The following is an 18,016-nucleotide window of genomic DNA, read 5'->3' as shown; positions in this document are numbered from 1 at the left end:
TATCTAAACTCCTGAATAAGCCATAAATCCACCATCAACTGGAACTGTTATACCAGTAACAAATCCTGACATATTCTCGTCAACTAACCACAATAATGTACCTAATAAGTCTTCCGGTCTACCAAATCTTCTCATTGGAGTATGCCCTATGATCTTGTTCGATCTCTCAGTTAGAGAACCATCATCATTCGTTAATAGATTACGATTTTGTTCTGTTAAGAAAAAACCTGGTGCAATAGCATTAACACGAATTCCAGAATCAGCAAAATGAACAGCTAACCATTTGGTTAAATTTTCTATTCCAGACTTTGCAGCACTATATGCCGGAACCTTTGTCATGGGGGAAGGTGCACTCATCGACGACATATTGATGATAACAGTCCCTTTTCGATTTACCATGTCCTTTGCAAAAACTTGAGTTGGGATCAATGTCCCTAGTATATTAAGATCAAAAACAAAACCAAATCCTTCTGTCGTTAAATCAAAAAAAGTCTGAATTTGATCATTCTCAAGATCATCTATGTTAAAAGTTTCTTTCGTAGTAATTCCTTTCGGATGGTTTCCTCCTGCACCATTAATTAATATATCGCAAACGCCTAGTTTTTCAGTTATGATGTCTCTTGCTTTTTGTACATCATTCTTATTTAAAACATCACAAGAAATCGCCAAAGCTTCTCCTCCTGCATCGGTGATGACTTGTTCAACTACTTTTCCCTTTTCTAAATTCCTATTAATAATAGCTACTTTGGCACCTTGTCTTCCAAGTTCCTTTGCCATCGCACTACACAACACTCCACTACCACCTGTGATAACAGCAACTTTACCTTTTAGTCCCTCACTTCGTAATAACATTAACATGTTCTCCCTTCATTCTTTGAAGTGAATCCCATATGCCCCAAATATACATAATGCCTAGTGCGCGATCATATAGTCCGTATCCAGGTCGACACTTTTCTTCCCATATGTGTCTACCATGATCTGGTCTGGCATATCCTGTAAAACCAATATCATGGTAAGCCTTTACAATTCCAACGATATCAAGTGAACCATCACTCTCTCTATGCGATGTTTCAATAAAATCTCCATTTTCAAATCGCTTAATATTACGAATATGTGCAAAGTGGATTCTACTTCCAAACTCCCTAATCATTTCAGAGATATCATTTGATTCATTTGCTCCTAAGGAACCACTACATAAAGTTATTCCGTTGTATGGGCTATCTACGATACTTAATAACCTTGAAATATTTTCTTTATTCGTAATTATCCTTGGTAAACCAAACATTGACCACGGTGGATCATCCGGATGAATAGCCATTTTAATGTCATATTCTTCTGCAACTGGTATGATTCTTTCTAAAAAATACTGTAAGTTGTCCCAAAGCATTTCTTCTGTAAAATCCTTATAGGCTTCAAATAACTCTGAAAGCTTCCCCATTCGTTCAGGTTCCCAACCTGGCAAAGTAGAATCTTGATAGTTTGAGAATCTGTTTACAAGTTCTTCTGGATTCATATTTTCTACCTTTGATTTTTCATAAAATAAAGCTGTTGATCCATCCTCCATTTCCTTAAACAAATCTGTCCGAATCCAATCAAACACAGGCATGAAATTATAACAAATTACCTTTACACCGACACTCGCTAGTTCCTTAATTGTCTGTATATAATTTTCAATGTACTTAGTTCGTGTTGGGAGTCCCAATTTGATATCTTCATGGACATTTACACTTTCGACTACATCTATATTAAATTGATATCTGTCAGCTAAGCTTTTCATTTCTTGAATTCTTTCCTTTGGCCATTTTTCACCAGGTTCAAGATCGTGTAGTGACCATACAACCCCGCTAACTCCCGGAATTTGTTTTATTTCGGAGAGGCTCACATGATCATTTCCGTCTCCAAACCACCTAAATACCATTTTCAATTTTCTTCACCTACGGTCATCATTTTTTGAAATAGATACAAAGCTTAATAGGGTTACAATTCTTCAATACTCAAAAACTCACATAAGTAATTCTGGTAAGAATAAAACAATGTCAGGTACTAACAGTAACAATGCTAATAATGCAATTACACCAAGTAAAAATGGCATTGATTCCTTTACATAATCCTCGATTGGAACTTTCATAATGGAGGTCGTCGTATACATCGTTACTCCTACTGGTGGAGTCATTCCGCCCATGGTGACAATTGTCATCATTAAAATCCCAAAATGAACAGGGTCTACTCCAATTTGTTCAACGATAGGTAAAAAGATTGGCGTTAATAGTAAAACGAGAACAGTGGACTCAATAAACATACCTGCAACAACAAGAAATACTAATATTAAAATTAACAGCAGGGTTGAATTGCTTGTTAGACCAATTAAAAAGTCTGCAGCATTATTTGGTAATCTTTCGTATGTAATGAGGAATCCTAAGATGGATGATGTTGCAATAATTAATAGAATCGATGCATTATCAATGACAGACTGTTCTATTGATTCGATAAAATTTTTCCAATTCAGTTCTTTATAAACAAAGAAACCGATAACAAGTGCATAAACAACAGCAAACGCTCCGGCTTCAGAGGCAGTAAATACTCCAAAGCGAATACCCACTATAAGGATAACTGGAAATAATAGAGCCCAAATACTTTCTTTGAAAGAAACACCCACTTCTTTGAGAGTTGCTTTCTTCATTACAACATTCTCATCGTATCCTCTCTTTCTGGCAATTACATAGGATACAACCATTAAGAAAACCATCATAAGGATCCCTGGGATTACCCCTGCTAAGAACAGCTTTCCAATTGAAACTTCCCCGACATATCCATATAAAATAAGACCAATACTTGGTGGAATAGTTGCTGTAATCAATGAACTTACTGCGATAACACCAGCAGAATATCCACCCGAATACCCCCTTGCAACCATTTGATGTCCTAGAATTCTACTTTGCATCGCTGCATCAGCATTTGCTGATCCAGATACACCACCCATGATTGTACTTAGAACGATTGACACGTGAGCAAGGCTTCCTCTTAAATGTCCCGTAAGAGAATTTGCAAAACGAATAAGACGTGATGTAATGCCAGATGAATTCATTAAGTTACCAGCCAAAATAAAGAATGGAACAGCGAGTAAAGGAAAAGACTGTGTACCAGCAACCATCCTTTGAGTTACTATTTCAATTGGAAGATTGGGTGAAAATAGAAAAAAGGATAAACTGGCAATTCCAATTGCAAATGCCACCGGCATGTTAAGAAATAGTAAAATGAAGAAAATCACAGCAACAAGTAACATTTATCTCACCCCTTTATATTTACATTTCCCGAAACGTTTTTAGTAAAATGAAATTTTCCTTTTAGTTTAACCAGGAGAGTTATAATCATTAGAATACTTCCAATAGGTACAGAAAGAGTTACCAAAGAATAGCTAAGAGAAAGATTATTAATCATTCTTTCTGAATTCTCAACACTTAATAGAATTCCGTAATACCCTAAGAAAATAAGAAATGCTAATACAAATATGTTCATTAGAATTTCTATCCCAAAACTTAATTTCCTTGGGAGTTTTTTTGTAAGAAAATCAACACTAATGTGCTTATCTTCTCGCAAACAACGGTTAGCGCCTAAGAAAATTGCCCAAACAAATAATAATTGTGCAAATTCAACGGACCAAGAGATGGGGTATCCTACCCATCTCATGGCTGCAGCCAAAAAGACAAAAATTACAATACCGATCATGAGAAAATTTGTGATAAAATTTTCAGCCTTCACATATCCTTTAGCAATTTTTTTTATCATAGTATCACTCTCTATTTTCCTAGTATTTTATTAACCTCTTTACGTAAATCTTGGTATCCATCAAACTTGTCATAAACCTTATCCGTCGCTTTTTTAAACGGTTCAATGTCTACTTCATTAACTTCTACACCAGCATCTATTAATTTTTGTTCAAAATCTGCTGACATTTTCAAAATATTATTAGATGCAACCTCTGCCGCTTTAATTGACTCTTCATAAATGATTTCTTGATATTCCTTTGGAAGACTTTCCATCCAGTCTGCTGAAGTAACAAGACCCGTTAATAACTGGAAATGACTTGTTTTAGTAATATAACCAATAACCTCTTGTAAGTTGGCACCAAAGGTAGCGGAATGATGTGCTTCTGCAGCATCGATAACACCTTGTTGTAGACCTGGATACACTTCGGCCCATGCTAAGCCAACAGGACTAGCTCCCATAGCTGATACAGTTTCTAGCGATATAGGTGATCCTGCTGTTCTCATTTGAATGCCTTTAAGATCTTCTGGTTTTTCAATTTTTTTGTTTGTTAATAAGTGACGATCCCCTTGATACCAGTTAAAAGACAGAACTTGCAGATCTTGTTCATCTGCCAACCTTTGTTCCCAACCTTTAAATAAATCTGACTGTACAACTTTATTAGCTTCTTCATAACTATCAACCAAATACGGTGCTGATAATATACCAATTTCATGAACCATCTCCGCTAATCGACCAGCATCTGTGAGAACTGCTACATTTGCCCCTACTTTTGCTTGTTCAATAATGTCACTATCTTCCCCAAGTGAGCCCCCTCCAAAAATCTCAAACACTACTTCACCATTTGTTTTTTCTTCAACACTTTCTTTAAGTGCTACCAATCCTTGATAAATAGGGTCTGATTCAGTCAATGCTGTAGCTATTTTTAAAGTGTACTTACCTTTCTTATCACCGGACTCATTACCATCGCCTGCTACTTGATCACCTTTACATGCAGATAACAATAACATGGAAAGAATAAGTAAAACTGAAAATACCTTGCCTTTAACATTCATCTCCTAATTCCCCCTGATATTTTATTTTTACGTAGATCATGTACTACGTTTTAAACCCCGATATAAAGCGCTTACAATCCAATTGAAAAAAATTTGTTATTTAAAATACTGGCTATATTCCTTCTTCAAGTCATCTTGTTCAAATAGCATCTTCGTTAAATGTTCTTCCATGGCTTTTTCCGCTAACTCAGGATTCCTCTCTTCTATCGCTGTTATGATGGTTTGGTGCTGAGACAATATTAATTCCCAATTATAATTAGCGGCCAAACTTAACATTCTAAATCGGTTTAAATGAGCATTCATTTGTTGAATAACATTCCAGATAAGTGGCCTACCACTTTCAGTGGTTATCGTGTGATGGAATTCTTCATCCAGTTCGTATAACCTTGTATAATTTTTTTCTTCCACACACAATATTTGCAAACTGAGATTATGTTTTAGTTTTAAAAGATTTTCACTTGATAATTTATAGCAAGCTTCTTTCACTGCTGCTCTTTCGAGATGTTCCCTAATAAACCTTGCTTCTTCTACATGTTTCAAATCAATTAGAGAAATGTATGTACCTCTTTGAGGATAAACCTCAAGTAAATCTTCTTGAGCCAATTTTACAAATGCTTCTCGAACCGGCGTTCTACTAACATTGATCATTTCAGAAATCTCTTTTTCTGAAATACTTCTTCCTGGTTCTAACTTGAGAGAGATAATGTTTTCTTTTAATACTTCATATACATAGTCTCTTGTTGAGTAATTGCTAACTTTATGTTTTGCACTAATGTCTAACATTTAGATTATAGCCCTCCTTTTCTTTACGACTCTTATATTACCACACTACCATACAAGTATGGTAGTGGTTTTTTTAGAAAATATTTATTTTTTTAAAAATAACGAATTGTTTATTATTCCCTGAAAATATTATTCTTTTGACTATACTATTCTAGTAAATAACTGGTGATAATAAAAATAACTTTTCTTAGGAAACAAACAATAGATTTGATATTGTAGAAAATTTTCCTTTCTATTTAAATAACTCAAAATAAAATGGTTATATAATTAATTTTCTTTAGTATTTAATACTAGATATTTAACCCACTTTTCTATGTAAAATAAAAAGAAGATGAGTACCCTCATCTTCTTTTCCAAGATATTTAGTTCTAAGCCCGAATTAAAACCTCATTTTCCCCGCTCAATTTCCATTTCTAATAAAGCATTGCTGAGGCTTTTTCCATGTGTATCAATCGCAAGTGATGTTGTCACACCTCCCATTAAACTTTCTTCACATACGAAGTTAAATGCTTTGATGTTGGGTAGCTCATATCTCGTTACTTTACCCTTTACAATATGCTTTAGGTGGTCTTTCACTTTTTCTGCTGTGACACTAGAGGAGAGCCATTCGTAATCGTCCTCTTTGTAAGGAATCAACGAGATGTTAAGTGTATTGCCTTTGTCTCCTGAACGGCTATGAGCGATGTCTATTAATTTTATTTTTTCCATTACTTTCACCCCCAAATCTCTGTGTTTACGGTAATCTCTTCTCGATTGATAAAGGTGGAGACAATTCCAATGACCTCTTCGACTCTTTTTCTTGCGCCACCTCCAGCGGCAGGTCCATTCGTATATAAGGCTTCCACTTCATGACCAATTGTTTTCGCTTCTTCTACAGTCCCGCAAAGAGCGGCCACTCGTACTCGTACTTCATATGGTCGATAGTTACCGATCTGTCCATGATGAAGAGAAGATACGCCAATCAAATCTGTCTTTAAGTCAGGAAAACTTTTTAATAGTCTTTTTTCTAAAATATCCTGAGCTAATTCCCCTCTTTCTAATGCAGAAATTCCTGCAAAAGAAATTTCTCCCTCTCCTAAAAAACCTGCGTGATAGCCAACTGAAACCTTGAATGTATCTGGCTTTCTTTTTCCGGATGCTCCAGATACACGGACTTGGTCTTTTCCAACCTCTTCTAGTTTTGCTGTGGAAAAATTAGCAATACAATCAGGAGTGATATAATTTTCAGGGTCATGAACTTCATATAATAATTGTTCTTTTACTGTTTGTAGACAAATGGTGCCACCAGTATTGTCTAATTTTGTAATCGTCGCATTGCCATTAGGTTCAATTACTGCATAGGGAAACCCTAGATTTTCAAGTCCTTGAACATCTTTTCGTCCAGGGTCAGCAAAATAGCCTCCTGTAATTTGTCCTGCACACTCCAATAAATGACCTATTAACGTACCTTGACCTATCAATTCATAGTCTTCAAGATTCCATCCATAATGATGTACGATAGGAGCTAGAAATAGGGATGGATCTGCGACTCGTCCTGTAACAATTATATCAGCCTCTGTTTCTAACGCAGGTAACAATGAATCAATGCCAAGATAGGCATTAGCAGAAATAACAGGTTCATAATCTCTAAGTCTTTTACCAGATTCGAACACTTTGTAATTCCCATTTATTTTCCCCAATACATCATCGCCTGTTACTGTAGCGACCTTGCATGTCAGATTCATTTCTTTAGCAATTTCAATTATTTTCTTTGCAGCCCCAGTTGGATTGGCTGCTCCCATATTGGTAATCAAACGTACATTCTTTTTTAATAAAATAGGCAGCAAAATCCGAATTCGCTCCTCTAAATATTCATTGTATCCATGGGATGGATTTATTTGCTTTTGTTTTTGTGATAAAGCGATTGTACGCTCAGCCAATCCTTCTAAAATAAGATAATCCAGGTTTCCTTCTTCCACTAGTGCCTTGGCAGGTTCAATACGGTCTCCTGCAAAGCCGGCTCCAGAACCAATTCGCAACAAGATAAACACTCCTCAATTAAAAAATAGAAATCGCACCAGTTAAAAATGCAACAATCGTCATCACAATCGTTGTACCAAAAGCCCATTTAAATATAAAACGTTGATGATCTCCAAGTTCTACACCCGCTAAACCAATTAAAAGGAAAGTAGAAGCCGTAAGAGGACTCAATGGAAAACCGGTGGTCATTTGTCCTAAGATTGCTGCACGTCCTATCTCAACTGAATCCACTCCAAAGGCACTGGCTGTTTCACTTAAAATCGGTAATACACCAAAATAATAAGCATCTGGGGTAAATACTAAACTAAGAGGCATACTGGTAATTGCAACAAGCAGCGCCATAAAAGAGCCTGTGCTATCTGGAATTACACTGACCATAGCGTTGGCCATGGCTTCAATCATTCCGGTTCCGGATAGGACACCTGTAAAGATACCCGCTGCAAAAATTATGGTTACTACTGTCACCATGCCGTTTGCCTGTTCAGTGATTCGGTCTTGCTGATCCTTTGGCTTTGGATAGTTCACAATAAGTGCAATAGCAAACGCTACCATAAAAACGATTGGTAAAGGTAGCCAGACTTTCACAAGGGCAACTAGAGTTAAAATTGTTAACAAAAGATTGAACCAATATAATTTTGGTCTTTTTATGCTTAATTCTTTTTCACTTAGTTCCTGGTTAAATTCATATTGGAGTTCTTTTACTCCAATGCGTTCTCTTTCTTTCTTCCCTAATAAATAACTAACAAATAAGACCCAAATCAGACCAGCAATCATTGCAGGGATAACCGGTGTGAATAAAGTATTGGCCTCGACTCCTAATGCACTTGCAGCACGTGCAGTTGGACCGCCCCATGGAACCAAGTTCATGGTGCCCGCACTAAGTGCTACAACACCTGCAAGTACCAGACGACTCATCCCCAAACGATTATAAAGTGGAAGTAAGGCAGGAATTGTAATTAAGAAGGTAGAAGCACCAGAACCATCAAGGTGGGTCACCATTCCTATAACCGCAGTACCGATTACTATTTTTAAAGGGTCACCTTTAACCATTTTTAAAACATTAGAGATAATTGGATCAAATAATCCTACACTATTCATTAATCCAAAAAACAAAATAGCAAATGCTAGCATGATTCCTGTCGGAGCAACCCCGGAAACCCCATCTAAAATCATACTACCTAGATTCCCTCGCTCACTTGTAAATAATCCAAATACGATTGGAACCAAAATTAAAGCAACAATCACAGAAACTCTTTTTGATAGAATGAGATACAAAAAGATTGCGATCGTTAAAAAACCTAATAATGCTAACATTAAAAGCCCCCCTCTTTTTTTACAACGCTTACAATAATAATGTAATTGTTGTGCTACCTAATACCTCTTCTAAAATATAAGGTATTGTTTTAAAACGGTTGTCATTGTTTAACGAATCTAAATTCTTACCGTTTAGAGAAAAAGACTGTCGAAACAATCCTTTTCTCTTGAATTTCTCTAAAATCAACCCTACTGTTATTTGTTAACCTGTTTAAAAACCCACTCTATCATTTCGCTATTTTCATACGCAGGTACCCATGAACCATGATTGTAGCGAAGTTCTGCTTCGTATTCTGTATAAATAGGGCTTCCGCCAGCATTTTTGATTGCTTCAATCATATCTCTTGTGTGTTCAACTGGAATAACTGCATCGTCTTCAGCATGAAAAGCCCAAATCGGTTTGTCTATAAGTTTATTAGCTTCAGCTGGGTCCCCTCCACCTGCAATTGGAACCATAGCCGCAAACAAATTAGGGTATTTGATATTTAAATTAAACGTACCGTATCCACCCTGGGACAAGCCGGTTGAATAAAGACGACTAGTATCAATATTATATTCTTTGATTACGTGTTGAAGAATTTCATGTGCTTTCCCAAGATCCTTAGAATACTCAAATACTTTGCTTAGATTGACTATATTATTAGAATCACGAGTTACCGTGAAACCTCCGTCATGAACATTACGGGCTTGAGGTGCTAATACAAAAGCTGGATGTTTGGCCTGATTTTCAGGAGCAGCCCAAATGATAGCGCCATCATTAGACAGAAGTTGCTTTTCATTATCCGTTCCACGCTCTCCCCCACCATGTAAAAACAATACTAGAGGATAAGATTCAGAAGTGTCATAATGCTCCGGTACAAAAAGTCGGTACGGCATTCCATCATACGTAAAGCTTAAAAATTTATTAGCAATGGATGCTCTTGTTTCAAAAGTAAATGTAAAAACAGCAATCTCACTTCGGGTTTTACCTTTGCTACCAGCTAAAGCTTTACTATTTACGTTACCACGAACGGCTATTGCTTTAATTATCGTATCTTCCTCTACTAGTATTGGCTCAGAATAAACTTGACCATTATTTATTGGATCGCTTCCATCGGTCGTGTAAAAAATTTTAACATTCGGTGTAGGTGAACTTAACTCAACAAGTTGAGCTCTGTAATAAGAACCAGGCGCAACAGACGATACCGGCTTAGCAACCTCCCCTTGATTCCCCTTAGCAAACGTATTTAAGCTAAAGAAAGACAATAAAAGCAACGTGAATACCAATGAAATGATCAATTTTTGAAAAAGACTTTTCTTCAATATCTCAATACCTCCCAATGAAAGTTTTTTGATATTTAATCGAAACTAGTCCTCCCTTCTTGTTGACTTACTTAATCATATTTAATGCAACTTTCGTGCCAAATAAAAAAAGCCCTAGATTACAAGGCTTAAGTATCTATACTAAGTTTGTTATTTCTAATTTTTTAGAAACCTATTGTTTAAAATGTACCTTCATTCATTGAAGAATAAGGTTTCTAAAGAGCTAGAAACATATTTGCTCGGATTCTTAGATATTAGAAATTATAGATTTATTTGTAGTTTTGACATTTTATTATATAAAGACGCTAATGAAATTCCTAATTTATTTGCTGCTGCCTTCTTGCCTTTTACCGATAACCCAGTTTCATGAAGCACAGCCAATATTGCTTTCCTTTCTGTTTCTCTTAACAATTCTTCTAAAGATTGATGGGATTGTGGCTTTCCTTTTTGATGTTGAAAGAGGGATTTAATGGTTTCTGGAAGATTTTCGAATGTTATAACATCATGTTCAGCCATGTTCATTGCGTAATGAATCGTGTTTTTTAACTCTCGGATATTCCCTGGCCAATCATACTGCATTAGCGTTTTCATAACCTCTTCTTCAATTTCAAAATGTGCGTATTCACTCTGGTCATTAATTAAGGAAGAAACAAACTTTGGAATATCATCCCTTCTCTCTCGAAGGGAAGGTACAGCAAGATGCACCGTGTTAATCCTGTAATATAGGTCCTCCCGGAAACGATCTTTGTTTACCAAATTTAATAAATCCTTATTAGTTGCTGCAATGATACGTACGTCAATATGTTCTTCTTTTAATCCGCCTATTTTTCGAAAGGTCCCCTCTTGTAACACCCGAAGCAGCTTCGCCTGAAGGTCGGTGGGCATGTCCCCTATTTCGTCAAGAAATAGTGTCCCTTTATTTGCAAGCTCGAATAAACCAACCTTCCCGTCCTTCTTTGAATTCGTAAAAGCACCCTCTTCATAACCAAACAATTCGCTTTCAAGAAGAGAACTTGGAATTGCAGCACAATTCACAGGAACGAAGGGATATGCCTGTCGTGAACTAGAATGATGAATAGCTTGAGCGAATAGTTCCTTTCCTGTGCCTGATTCTCCCGTAATTAAAACATTTAAGTCAGTTGGCGCTATTTTCTTGGCTTGTTTAATAAGCTTTTTGAATCGCTGATTTTCCCCAACCATATTTGAGAATGTATATTTTACTTGATGAATGTGGCCTATCGCTTTCTCCAATTGATTGACACGTTGTTTATTTTTCTTTAATTCTAATGATAACTGATATACCTCAGGTACACTTTTACAAACAGATACTCCGCCAATGATTTCACCCTTTTCAAAAATGGGAGCCATATCAACTACATACTCCAGGTCCTTTTCTTTTCGGAATACACCTTCGATGGACATTCCAGTTCTCAGTACCGTTGGTAATAGTGCGCCAGGTCGAACTACAGTAAGAGGCTTACCAATGATTTGTTCTTTTCTTACACCTGTAATATTCGTATACTCTTCATTTACTAACTGAACAATTCCATCTTTGTCAATCACTAAAATTCCATCATGAACCGCCTCAATAATTCCTTCAAGCCATCCGATCCTATTACTTACATCTAGCACTTGAACAGCTCCTTTATTCACCAACAAGTATTGTATTTTTATGAATCATCAAAATTATATGATACTTATTTAGGATTTAATAGTTAAAAACCAACTTTTCACTGTAAAATGTTATAAAAATATGGAAAAGTAAGCTACTTTATCACACCGATGGGCAATCTCTTTTTTCTTGAATTAGGATTTCCTGCCTAGTTTGCCTGAACCAGGGAGAATATACTGTTTGAGAAACAGGTTGAACAAATGCTTTCTTCAAATTGTCTAATTTAAAGTCTTTACAAACTTGCTACATTAAGAAGTAATGTAATCTGAAAATAAACCAATTACTATTAGAATCACAACAATAGAAAAGTGCATCTTTTTTTCGTTAATCCCTGTCTTTTCAAGAAACCATATGATAATTCCTATTATTCCTATATAAATAAACTACGGTAGTTTCTGGGTGTTGGAAAAAAACTGATAAATCGCTGATATCATTCCAAAAACAAATAGTATTAACGGGATACGAAGTTTCCATCGCATAATCTCACCTTAACAGGATATAACATTAATTTCTTCAATTATAAACATAAAAAGGAAATACTCCTTGTGTAAATTCACAATATTTACAAAAAAATGGCCAAAATAAAAACCCAATTCCTCAATACCTCTGAGAAATTAGGCTTTAGATTTACAAATGCTCACCAATTGCATTTGTAACATCCCCGTTTTCTTGTAAAAGTCCGGAAAATCAACCTTCTACTTTCCAATAGGAAACATATTCAATTCTTACTTTCTCTCTCTACTCGTTTCCGCAAATTCTAGTATACTACCATTTGTCTCAATGACTTGTTTATACCAATAATAGCTTTTCTTTTTGATACGGCGGAGATCGTGCGTTCCTTCTTCATGTTGATTCACGTAGACAAATCCGTAGCGTTTTTGGAAACCATTTAGCCAGCTTAAAAGGTCTGTAAATGACCAGGTGCAATATCCTAACATATCCACGCCATCACTAATAGCTTCTTGAACTGCTTGAAGATGAGCTTGCAGATATTGAATACGGTACTCATCATTTATGATATCGCCTTCTTCAAGAGTATCATACTCACCTAATCCATTTTCACTGATTAAGATTGGCAACTGGTAGCGATTTGTAATGCGGCGAAGGGCTATTCGCAGTCCAGTTGGATCTATGGTCCAATCCCAATTTGTGCGTTCGAGATTTTCATTTTTGATTGTTTTATAGAGACCAGGTACACCGGTATCTTGGGAACTGCCCTTTTTTCCGGATGTATTCATTTTACCTGCAGACACGCCATCTAATGTGTTCTTTTCAAAGGTTGTCGTTTGGTAATAATTTAATCCCATGAAATCAGGTGTACCTTCTTTTAATAAATCGAGGTCGCCACTCTCAAGTGTTGGAGCCACGCCTTTTCGTTCTAAGTAATCCCACGCAACCCTAGGGTACGTTCCCCATGCATAGATATCCATCCACCAATGAGCATTAAACTCTTCCGCATTTTCTGCGGCAAGGATGTCGTCAGGGTGAGAGGTCGCAGCATAGGAAGGAGAGTATGCGAAACTTGGACCAATCTTGCCATCTGGTACATAGTTACGGAACTCTTTAATCGCACTCGCATTTGCAAGATTCGCGTGATGGTTCACTTGATAGAACAGTTTCTCATCCTTTACGCCTGGAGGGTGAAGGGCTGTTCGATATCCAAAACTAGTAAAAATGTTTTGTTCATTTAAGCTCACCCAGTACTTCACACGGTCACCAAAATGCTTAAATAAGGTAACGGAATAGTTGGTGAAGTCTTCGACTATCTTACGAGATTCCCAACCACCGTACTCATCTTGAAGCGCCTGTGGTAAATCCCAGTGATAGATGGTTAGAATCGGTTCAATATTATGTGACAGTAGTTCATCAATTAAATCACTATAGAACTGGATGCCTTTTTCATTGACTTCCCCTTTGCCTGTTGGAAAAATTCGACTCCATGCAACGGAGAATCGGTAGGCTTTCAACCCCATTTCCGCCATCAGACGGACATCTTCTTTATACCGATGGTAATGGTCGACTGCTGTATCACCTGTTGTCCCTTTAAACGTTTTACCAGGAATTCGAACAAAGTTGTCCCAGTTAGAGGGACCCTTTCCATCCTCATCCCATGCCCCTTCTACTTGATAGGCTGCAGAGGCAGACCCCCATAAAAATGTACTAGGAAATGGCTTTAATTCCTCATGTATCAACGTATTCCCTCCTTATCATTTAAACTAACAACTGGACGTGCTGACTCTCTTTGTAAAAAATGGCATAGCGCACCGATTAAATTTGAGTCATTACCAAATTGGCATGGATAGATTTGAATGTCGATACATTCGTCATTCGGCTTCATCACCTTAAGCTTTTCATTAATTTGATCAATAAAACCTTTACGATTACTAATGGCGCCTCCAATTAGTATTTTTTCTGGATCAATGATGTATTGCAAGTTATAAACCCCGACTGCCAAGCGTTTAATAAACTTATCAATTTCATCTTGTACTTCGAGGTCGCCTTCATCCGCCATTTCAAATACTTTTAGCCCATCAAGTGTATGTGGATCTAGGTTTTTACGCTTTGCGACCTGCATAACTAAGCCAAACGTAGCGGCAAGCGAACTCCAAGTTTCCCCGATTGGTTGATTCAAATAATCTTCGAGAATCATATAGCCAAATTCACCGCCGAATAGATTCTTTCCACGTCGAACTTTTTTATCAAGGACAAGTGCTCCGCCGATTCCAGTACCAATCACAATGCAAATATAGTCATTGACATCTTTCGCAGCACCAATCCACCCTTCCGCTAATCCTGCACAATTCGCATCGTTTTCGAGCTCGACCGGAAGTTTCGTTCGTTCTTGGATTAATTCCTTTATATTGGGACCATGTATATATGGAATTGCCGTAAAACCTTTAATATATCCAGATTCCACATCTACAGCTCCAGGCATACTTAAGGTGATGCCACGTAGAACATGACTTTTTTGAAATTCCTTCACCACTGAATCAATCGCATCTATAAAAGAGTCAATGCCATCTTTAGGTGTTGGAAGAAAAGACTTCTCCAAAAAACCACATCTTTCATCCATAAGGGAATATTTGATTGTGGAACCACCAACATCAAAAACTGCATAATAGTTCACCGTAACCCCCCCTTACACCTCATCCATTCTTGTTGTTCTTCTTTTTCTACTAAATTCAAGTCGAGATAATCTGAATTTACCAGAAGGCTTTCTTCGTGCCACACGAATCCCTGACGATCACTTCAGAGTCTGTAAACACAGGTTTTAATTTTGATTTTCCCTCAATTAAATCATTTAACATATAAGCGGAAAGCTTTCCGATTTTCTCCTTCTCCTGTTTCACAGTACTCAAGGCAGGATCACTGTATCGGCAAGCCGCAATGTCATCACATCCAACCACTCTTATATCACGTGGAACTTGTAATCCAGCTTCTTTAATAGCCCTGATTGCACCTAGTGCCATTAAGTCTGATGCAGCGAAAATAGCTTCTGGATAATTCTTCGAACTAAGTATTTCCTTCATGCAACGATAACCACTTTCCTCATTATAGTCACCGTATTGGATCCACTCGTCTCTTTTCTCAAGACCAAACTGATTAATCGCATTATTAAAACCTTCCAACCGGTAATTCGAAATGACAGAATCTCTCATTCCGCCGATAAAGCCAATTTTCCGAATCGAATTCAAATAAAAATGTTCAACCACTTTTCGTGATAAATTCTCATTATCTGTTATGACATAGCTAGCCCTAGGTCCTGTCAATTCAATATCGATTCCTATACAAGGGAAACCGCTTTCCGCAAGCTCATAGGTCGCATCCTCTACTTTTTCACCTGCAATAATTAAACAGCCATCCACGTTAAAATGCTTGCATCTAGCTAAATAACTGCCTTGATCTTGTAGAAAATGTTCGTTGGAAAACATTAAGATATCGTACCCTAGTAATCCAATATTTTTCTTAAAGGTTGAAATTACCTCATTGAAATAGGGATGCGTCATATCAACATTGATCTTACCAGCATAGATTAGACCAATCAGATTGGATTTTTTTGTTGCTAGTGCACGAGCTGAAAAGTTAGGCGCATACCCCATATCATTAATAACCGTCAGGACCTTACTTTTTGTTTTCTCACTTATCCCACCGTAATTATTGATCACCTTTGAAACGGTTGCCTGAGAAACTCCTGCCATTTGTGCAATGTCTTTTATCGTTAAACTCATCGTGTTATCCCTTCTATTCCGTTAAAAATCTTCCTACTGCTAGATTACTAAGAGTTACAGAGTGAAACAATAGCTTGGCAGGAAAATTCATGATTTTACGGACCCCTCCGTAATACTTGAAATAAACAATCGGTTAAATAATAAGAAAATAATTAATAATGGAACCGTCGCCCAGAATACACCAGATAAAATCATACCAAAATCAACATTATGCGTATTGCTCAATTGTGCCAATGCAACCTGAATGGTATACATTTCTGGATCACGTAATACTGTAAACTGCCAGAGGAATTCTCCCCAAACGGCTGTAAAGACAATGATACCAAGCGTCGCAAATGCTGGTAAAATAATCGGTAAAACAATTCCTCTGTAAATACGGAAGTTCGAACATCCATCTAATTTCGCAGCTTCAATCAATTCATCCGGAACGGCTTCAGTAATATACTGTCGCATCAGAAAGATTCCTAATGGATTTAAAAAGAATAAAATCATAACCCCTGGTAATGTATCCAGAAGCCCTGCTTTTGAAATTAAGAAATATTGAGGAATTAATCCTAGCTGTGGCGGTATGATCATCGTTACTAAGATGGCAACAAAGAATATGTTTTTGCCTGGAAATTTAAACTTCGCAAACGCAAAGCCTGCTAATGAACTAATAAAGAGTACAACGATTGTAACAACTGCGCACAGTACAAACGAATTCCACATTCCACCGAAGAAGTCAATTTGATTAAGTACCTTCTTAAAATTTTCAACTAACATTGTTCCTGGTGTTAAAGTTGGCGGAATACTGTTATACGCGGCACTTGGCCGTGTCGCCATCACGAACATCCAATAAAATGGAAACAAGGAGAGGACAGCAGCAATGAGTAAAAACAAATATACAAGTGTTCTGCTTACGGAGATCTTTTTTCGTTTTTTCTTTGCTACAGTACTCATTTACTGACACCCCTCTTTCTTCCAAAGCCTTGCGTTAATCTAATATTAAGGACAGCAAACACAGAAATGATGACTAACAGTATGATCGCTGTTGCTGAAGCTGTTCCAAATGACTGTAATCGAAACGCATCTCGGTATAGGTACATCACAATCGTCATCGCTTCATCCCTTGTAAAAGCATCCGCACCTAAGAAAACAGTAGGTTCAGAGAATAATTGCATGGCGCCAACGGTTGAAGTGAAGACAGTTAGGATGATAAATGGCTTCATCATTGGGATTGTAATATACAAGAGCTGTTGAAACTTATTGGCACCATCGACAGTAGCTGCCTCGTATAAATCATTCGGTATACTTTGAATCCCTGCTAAATAAATGATGGTATTGTACCCTACCCATCTCCAGAACACCATGATTGATATGGCAATTTTCGTTCCCCATTCCGATGCAGCCCAAGCGATAGGATCCAGTCCAAAGAAATGAGTAAGCACATAATTGGCAAGTGAAGATTCATGATTGCTAAACAACACACTAAAGATAAGGGCTACTGCCACCATTGACGTTAAATAGGGCATAAAAATCGTGACTCGAAAAAATCCTTTAAACTTAAGAAACGTCATATTTAATAAGTAGGCAAGAATAAGACCAACAAGTAATTGTGGGGCCGTACCCATAATCCCCATTACAATCGTGTTATAGACTGATTTCCAAAACAGTGGGTCGGTCAACACGAGTTCAAAATTAGCTAATCCATTAAATGTCATCGGGCTTAACCCGTTCCATTTTTGGAAGGCTAGGTAAAAACTAAATAAAGCTGGGTAAAGCCCAATAATGGCAAAAATGATAAAGAAAGGCGCTATGTATATGAACTGACCTAGCCAAATGAGACATATATAAAACACCTATCCATATTAAATTTAACACTTTTTCATTAATTTGAT

General features: G+C 37.0%; 16 protein-coding genes. All 16 read right to left on the bottom strand.

What is annotated here, in order from left to right:
- Positions 1-3: 3 nt before the first annotated feature.
- Entirely contained in the window at positions 4-852 is an 849-nt protein-coding gene (locus tag ACR65M_RS03580) for an SDR family oxidoreductase (protein WP_440272540.1), read from the bottom strand.
- Positions 836-1,924 carry a mannonate dehydratase gene (gene uxuA, locus ACR65M_RS03575; RefSeq protein WP_440272539.1) on the bottom strand — a complete coding sequence of 363 codons (1,089 nt, stop codon included), beginning with the start codon at positions 1,922-1,924 and terminating at the stop codon, positions 836-838. Before uxuA ends, ACR65M_RS03580 begins: the two co-directional genes overlap by 17 nt.
- Positions 1,925-2,002: 78 nt before the next feature.
- Positions 2,003-3,283 (bottom strand): TRAP transporter large permease, encoded by a 1,281-nt coding sequence (locus ACR65M_RS03570; protein ID WP_341331494.1) that lies wholly within the window; start codon positions 3,281-3,283, stop codon positions 2,003-2,005.
- A 5-nt stretch (positions 3,284-3,288) separates the two neighbouring features.
- Positions 3,289-3,786 carry a TRAP transporter small permease gene (locus ACR65M_RS03565; RefSeq protein WP_440272538.1) on the bottom strand — a complete coding sequence of 166 codons (498 nt, stop codon included), beginning with the start codon at positions 3,784-3,786 and terminating at the stop codon, positions 3,289-3,291.
- A gap of 11 nt (positions 3,787-3,797) precedes the next feature.
- Positions 3,798-4,820 (bottom strand): C4-dicarboxylate TRAP transporter substrate-binding protein, encoded by a 1,023-nt coding sequence (locus tag ACR65M_RS03560; RefSeq protein WP_440272537.1) that lies wholly within the window; start codon positions 4,818-4,820, stop codon positions 3,798-3,800.
- A gap of 96 nt (positions 4,821-4,916) precedes the next feature.
- Complete coding sequence (locus ACR65M_RS03555; protein ID WP_121445998.1) at positions 4,917-5,603, bottom strand: GntR family transcriptional regulator; 687 nt, start codon at positions 5,601-5,603, stop codon at positions 4,917-4,919.
- A gap of 387 nt (positions 5,604-5,990) precedes the next feature.
- Entirely contained in the window at positions 5,991-6,311 is a 321-nt protein-coding gene (locus tag ACR65M_RS03550) for an AtuA-related protein (protein ID WP_341331489.1), read from the bottom strand.
- 5 nt (positions 6,312-6,316) lie between these two features.
- Positions 6,317-7,624 carry an acyclic terpene utilization AtuA family protein gene (locus ACR65M_RS03545; RefSeq protein WP_440272536.1) on the bottom strand — a complete coding sequence of 436 codons (1,308 nt, stop codon included), beginning with the start codon at positions 7,622-7,624 and terminating at the stop codon, positions 6,317-6,319.
- A 16-nt stretch (positions 7,625-7,640) separates the two neighbouring features.
- Positions 7,641-8,936: a CitMHS family transporter gene (locus ACR65M_RS03540; RefSeq protein WP_440272535.1), complete on the bottom strand. Its 1,296-nt coding sequence runs from the start codon at positions 8,934-8,936 to the stop codon at positions 7,641-7,643.
- A 195-nt stretch (positions 8,937-9,131) separates the two neighbouring features.
- Complete coding sequence (locus ACR65M_RS03535; protein ID WP_440272534.1) at positions 9,132-10,238, bottom strand: chitobiase/beta-hexosaminidase C-terminal domain-containing protein; 1,107 nt, start codon at positions 10,236-10,238, stop codon at positions 9,132-9,134.
- Between the two features lie 261 nt (positions 10,239-10,499).
- Positions 10,500-11,870 carry a sigma-54 interaction domain-containing protein gene (locus ACR65M_RS03530; RefSeq protein WP_440272533.1) on the bottom strand — a complete coding sequence of 457 codons (1,371 nt, stop codon included), beginning with the start codon at positions 11,868-11,870 and terminating at the stop codon, positions 10,500-10,502.
- Positions 11,871-12,635: 765 nt separating this feature from the next.
- Positions 12,636-14,102, bottom strand: coding sequence for a glycoside hydrolase family 1 protein (locus ACR65M_RS03525; protein ID WP_440272532.1), 1,467 nt, complete (start codon positions 14,100-14,102; stop codon positions 12,636-12,638).
- Positions 14,099-15,037, bottom strand: a complete 939-nt coding sequence (locus tag ACR65M_RS03520) for an ROK family protein (RefSeq protein WP_440272531.1) — start codon at positions 15,035-15,037, stop codon at positions 14,099-14,101. Before ACR65M_RS03520 ends, ACR65M_RS03525 begins: the two co-directional genes overlap by 4 nt.
- A 76-nt stretch (positions 15,038-15,113) precedes the next feature.
- Entirely contained in the window at positions 15,114-16,139 is a 1,026-nt protein-coding gene (locus ACR65M_RS03515) for a LacI family DNA-binding transcriptional regulator (protein WP_341331482.1), read from the bottom strand.
- Between the two features lie 87 nt (positions 16,140-16,226).
- A complete protein-coding gene (locus ACR65M_RS03510) occupies positions 16,227-17,078 on the bottom strand; it encodes an ABC transporter permease subunit (RefSeq protein ID WP_121445994.1) in 852 nt (283 codons plus the stop codon).
- Positions 17,075-17,977, bottom strand: coding sequence for a carbohydrate ABC transporter permease (locus tag ACR65M_RS03505; RefSeq protein ID WP_440272530.1), 903 nt, complete (start codon positions 17,975-17,977; stop codon positions 17,075-17,077). Before ACR65M_RS03505 ends, ACR65M_RS03510 begins: the two co-directional genes overlap by 4 nt.
- Positions 17,978-18,016 lie beyond the last annotated feature (39 nt).

Source organism: Ferdinandcohnia sp. SAFN-114, from assembly GCF_059415045.1.
This window is presented reverse-complemented; position numbering and strand designations above follow the sequence as displayed.

Excerpts from the sequence above, each read along its gene's own strand:
- ACR65M_RS03580 (WP_440272540.1), bottom strand. The coding sequence starts at position 852 with ATGTTATTACGAAGTGAGGGACTAAAAGGTAAAGTTGCTGTTATCACA.
- ACR65M_RS03570 (WP_341331494.1), bottom strand. The coding sequence starts at position 3,283 with ATGTTACTTGTTGCTGTGATTTTCTTCATTTTACTATTTCTTAACATG.
- ACR65M_RS03565 (WP_440272538.1), bottom strand. The coding sequence starts at position 3,786 with ATGATAAAAAAAATTGCTAAAGGATATGTGAAGGCTGAAAATTTTATC.
- ACR65M_RS03560 (WP_440272537.1), bottom strand. The coding sequence starts at position 4,820 with ATGAATGTTAAAGGCAAGGTATTTTCAGTTTTACTTATTCTTTCCATG.
- ACR65M_RS03555 (WP_121445998.1), bottom strand. The coding sequence starts at position 5,603 with ATGTTAGACATTAGTGCAAAACATAAAGTTAGCAATTACTCAACAAGA.
- ACR65M_RS03550 (WP_341331489.1), bottom strand. The coding sequence starts at position 6,311 with ATGGAAAAAATAAAATTAATAGACATCGCTCATAGCCGTTCAGGAGAC.
- ACR65M_RS03540 (WP_440272535.1), bottom strand. The coding sequence starts at position 8,936 with ATGTTAGCATTATTAGGTTTTTTAACGATCGCAATCTTTTTGTATCTC.
- ACR65M_RS03515 (WP_341331482.1), bottom strand. The coding sequence starts at position 16,139 with ATGAGTTTAACGATAAAAGACATTGCACAAATGGCAGGAGTTTCTCAG.
- ACR65M_RS03510 (WP_121445994.1), bottom strand. The coding sequence starts at position 17,078 with ATGAGTACTGTAGCAAAGAAAAAACGAAAAAAGATCTCCGTAAGCAGA.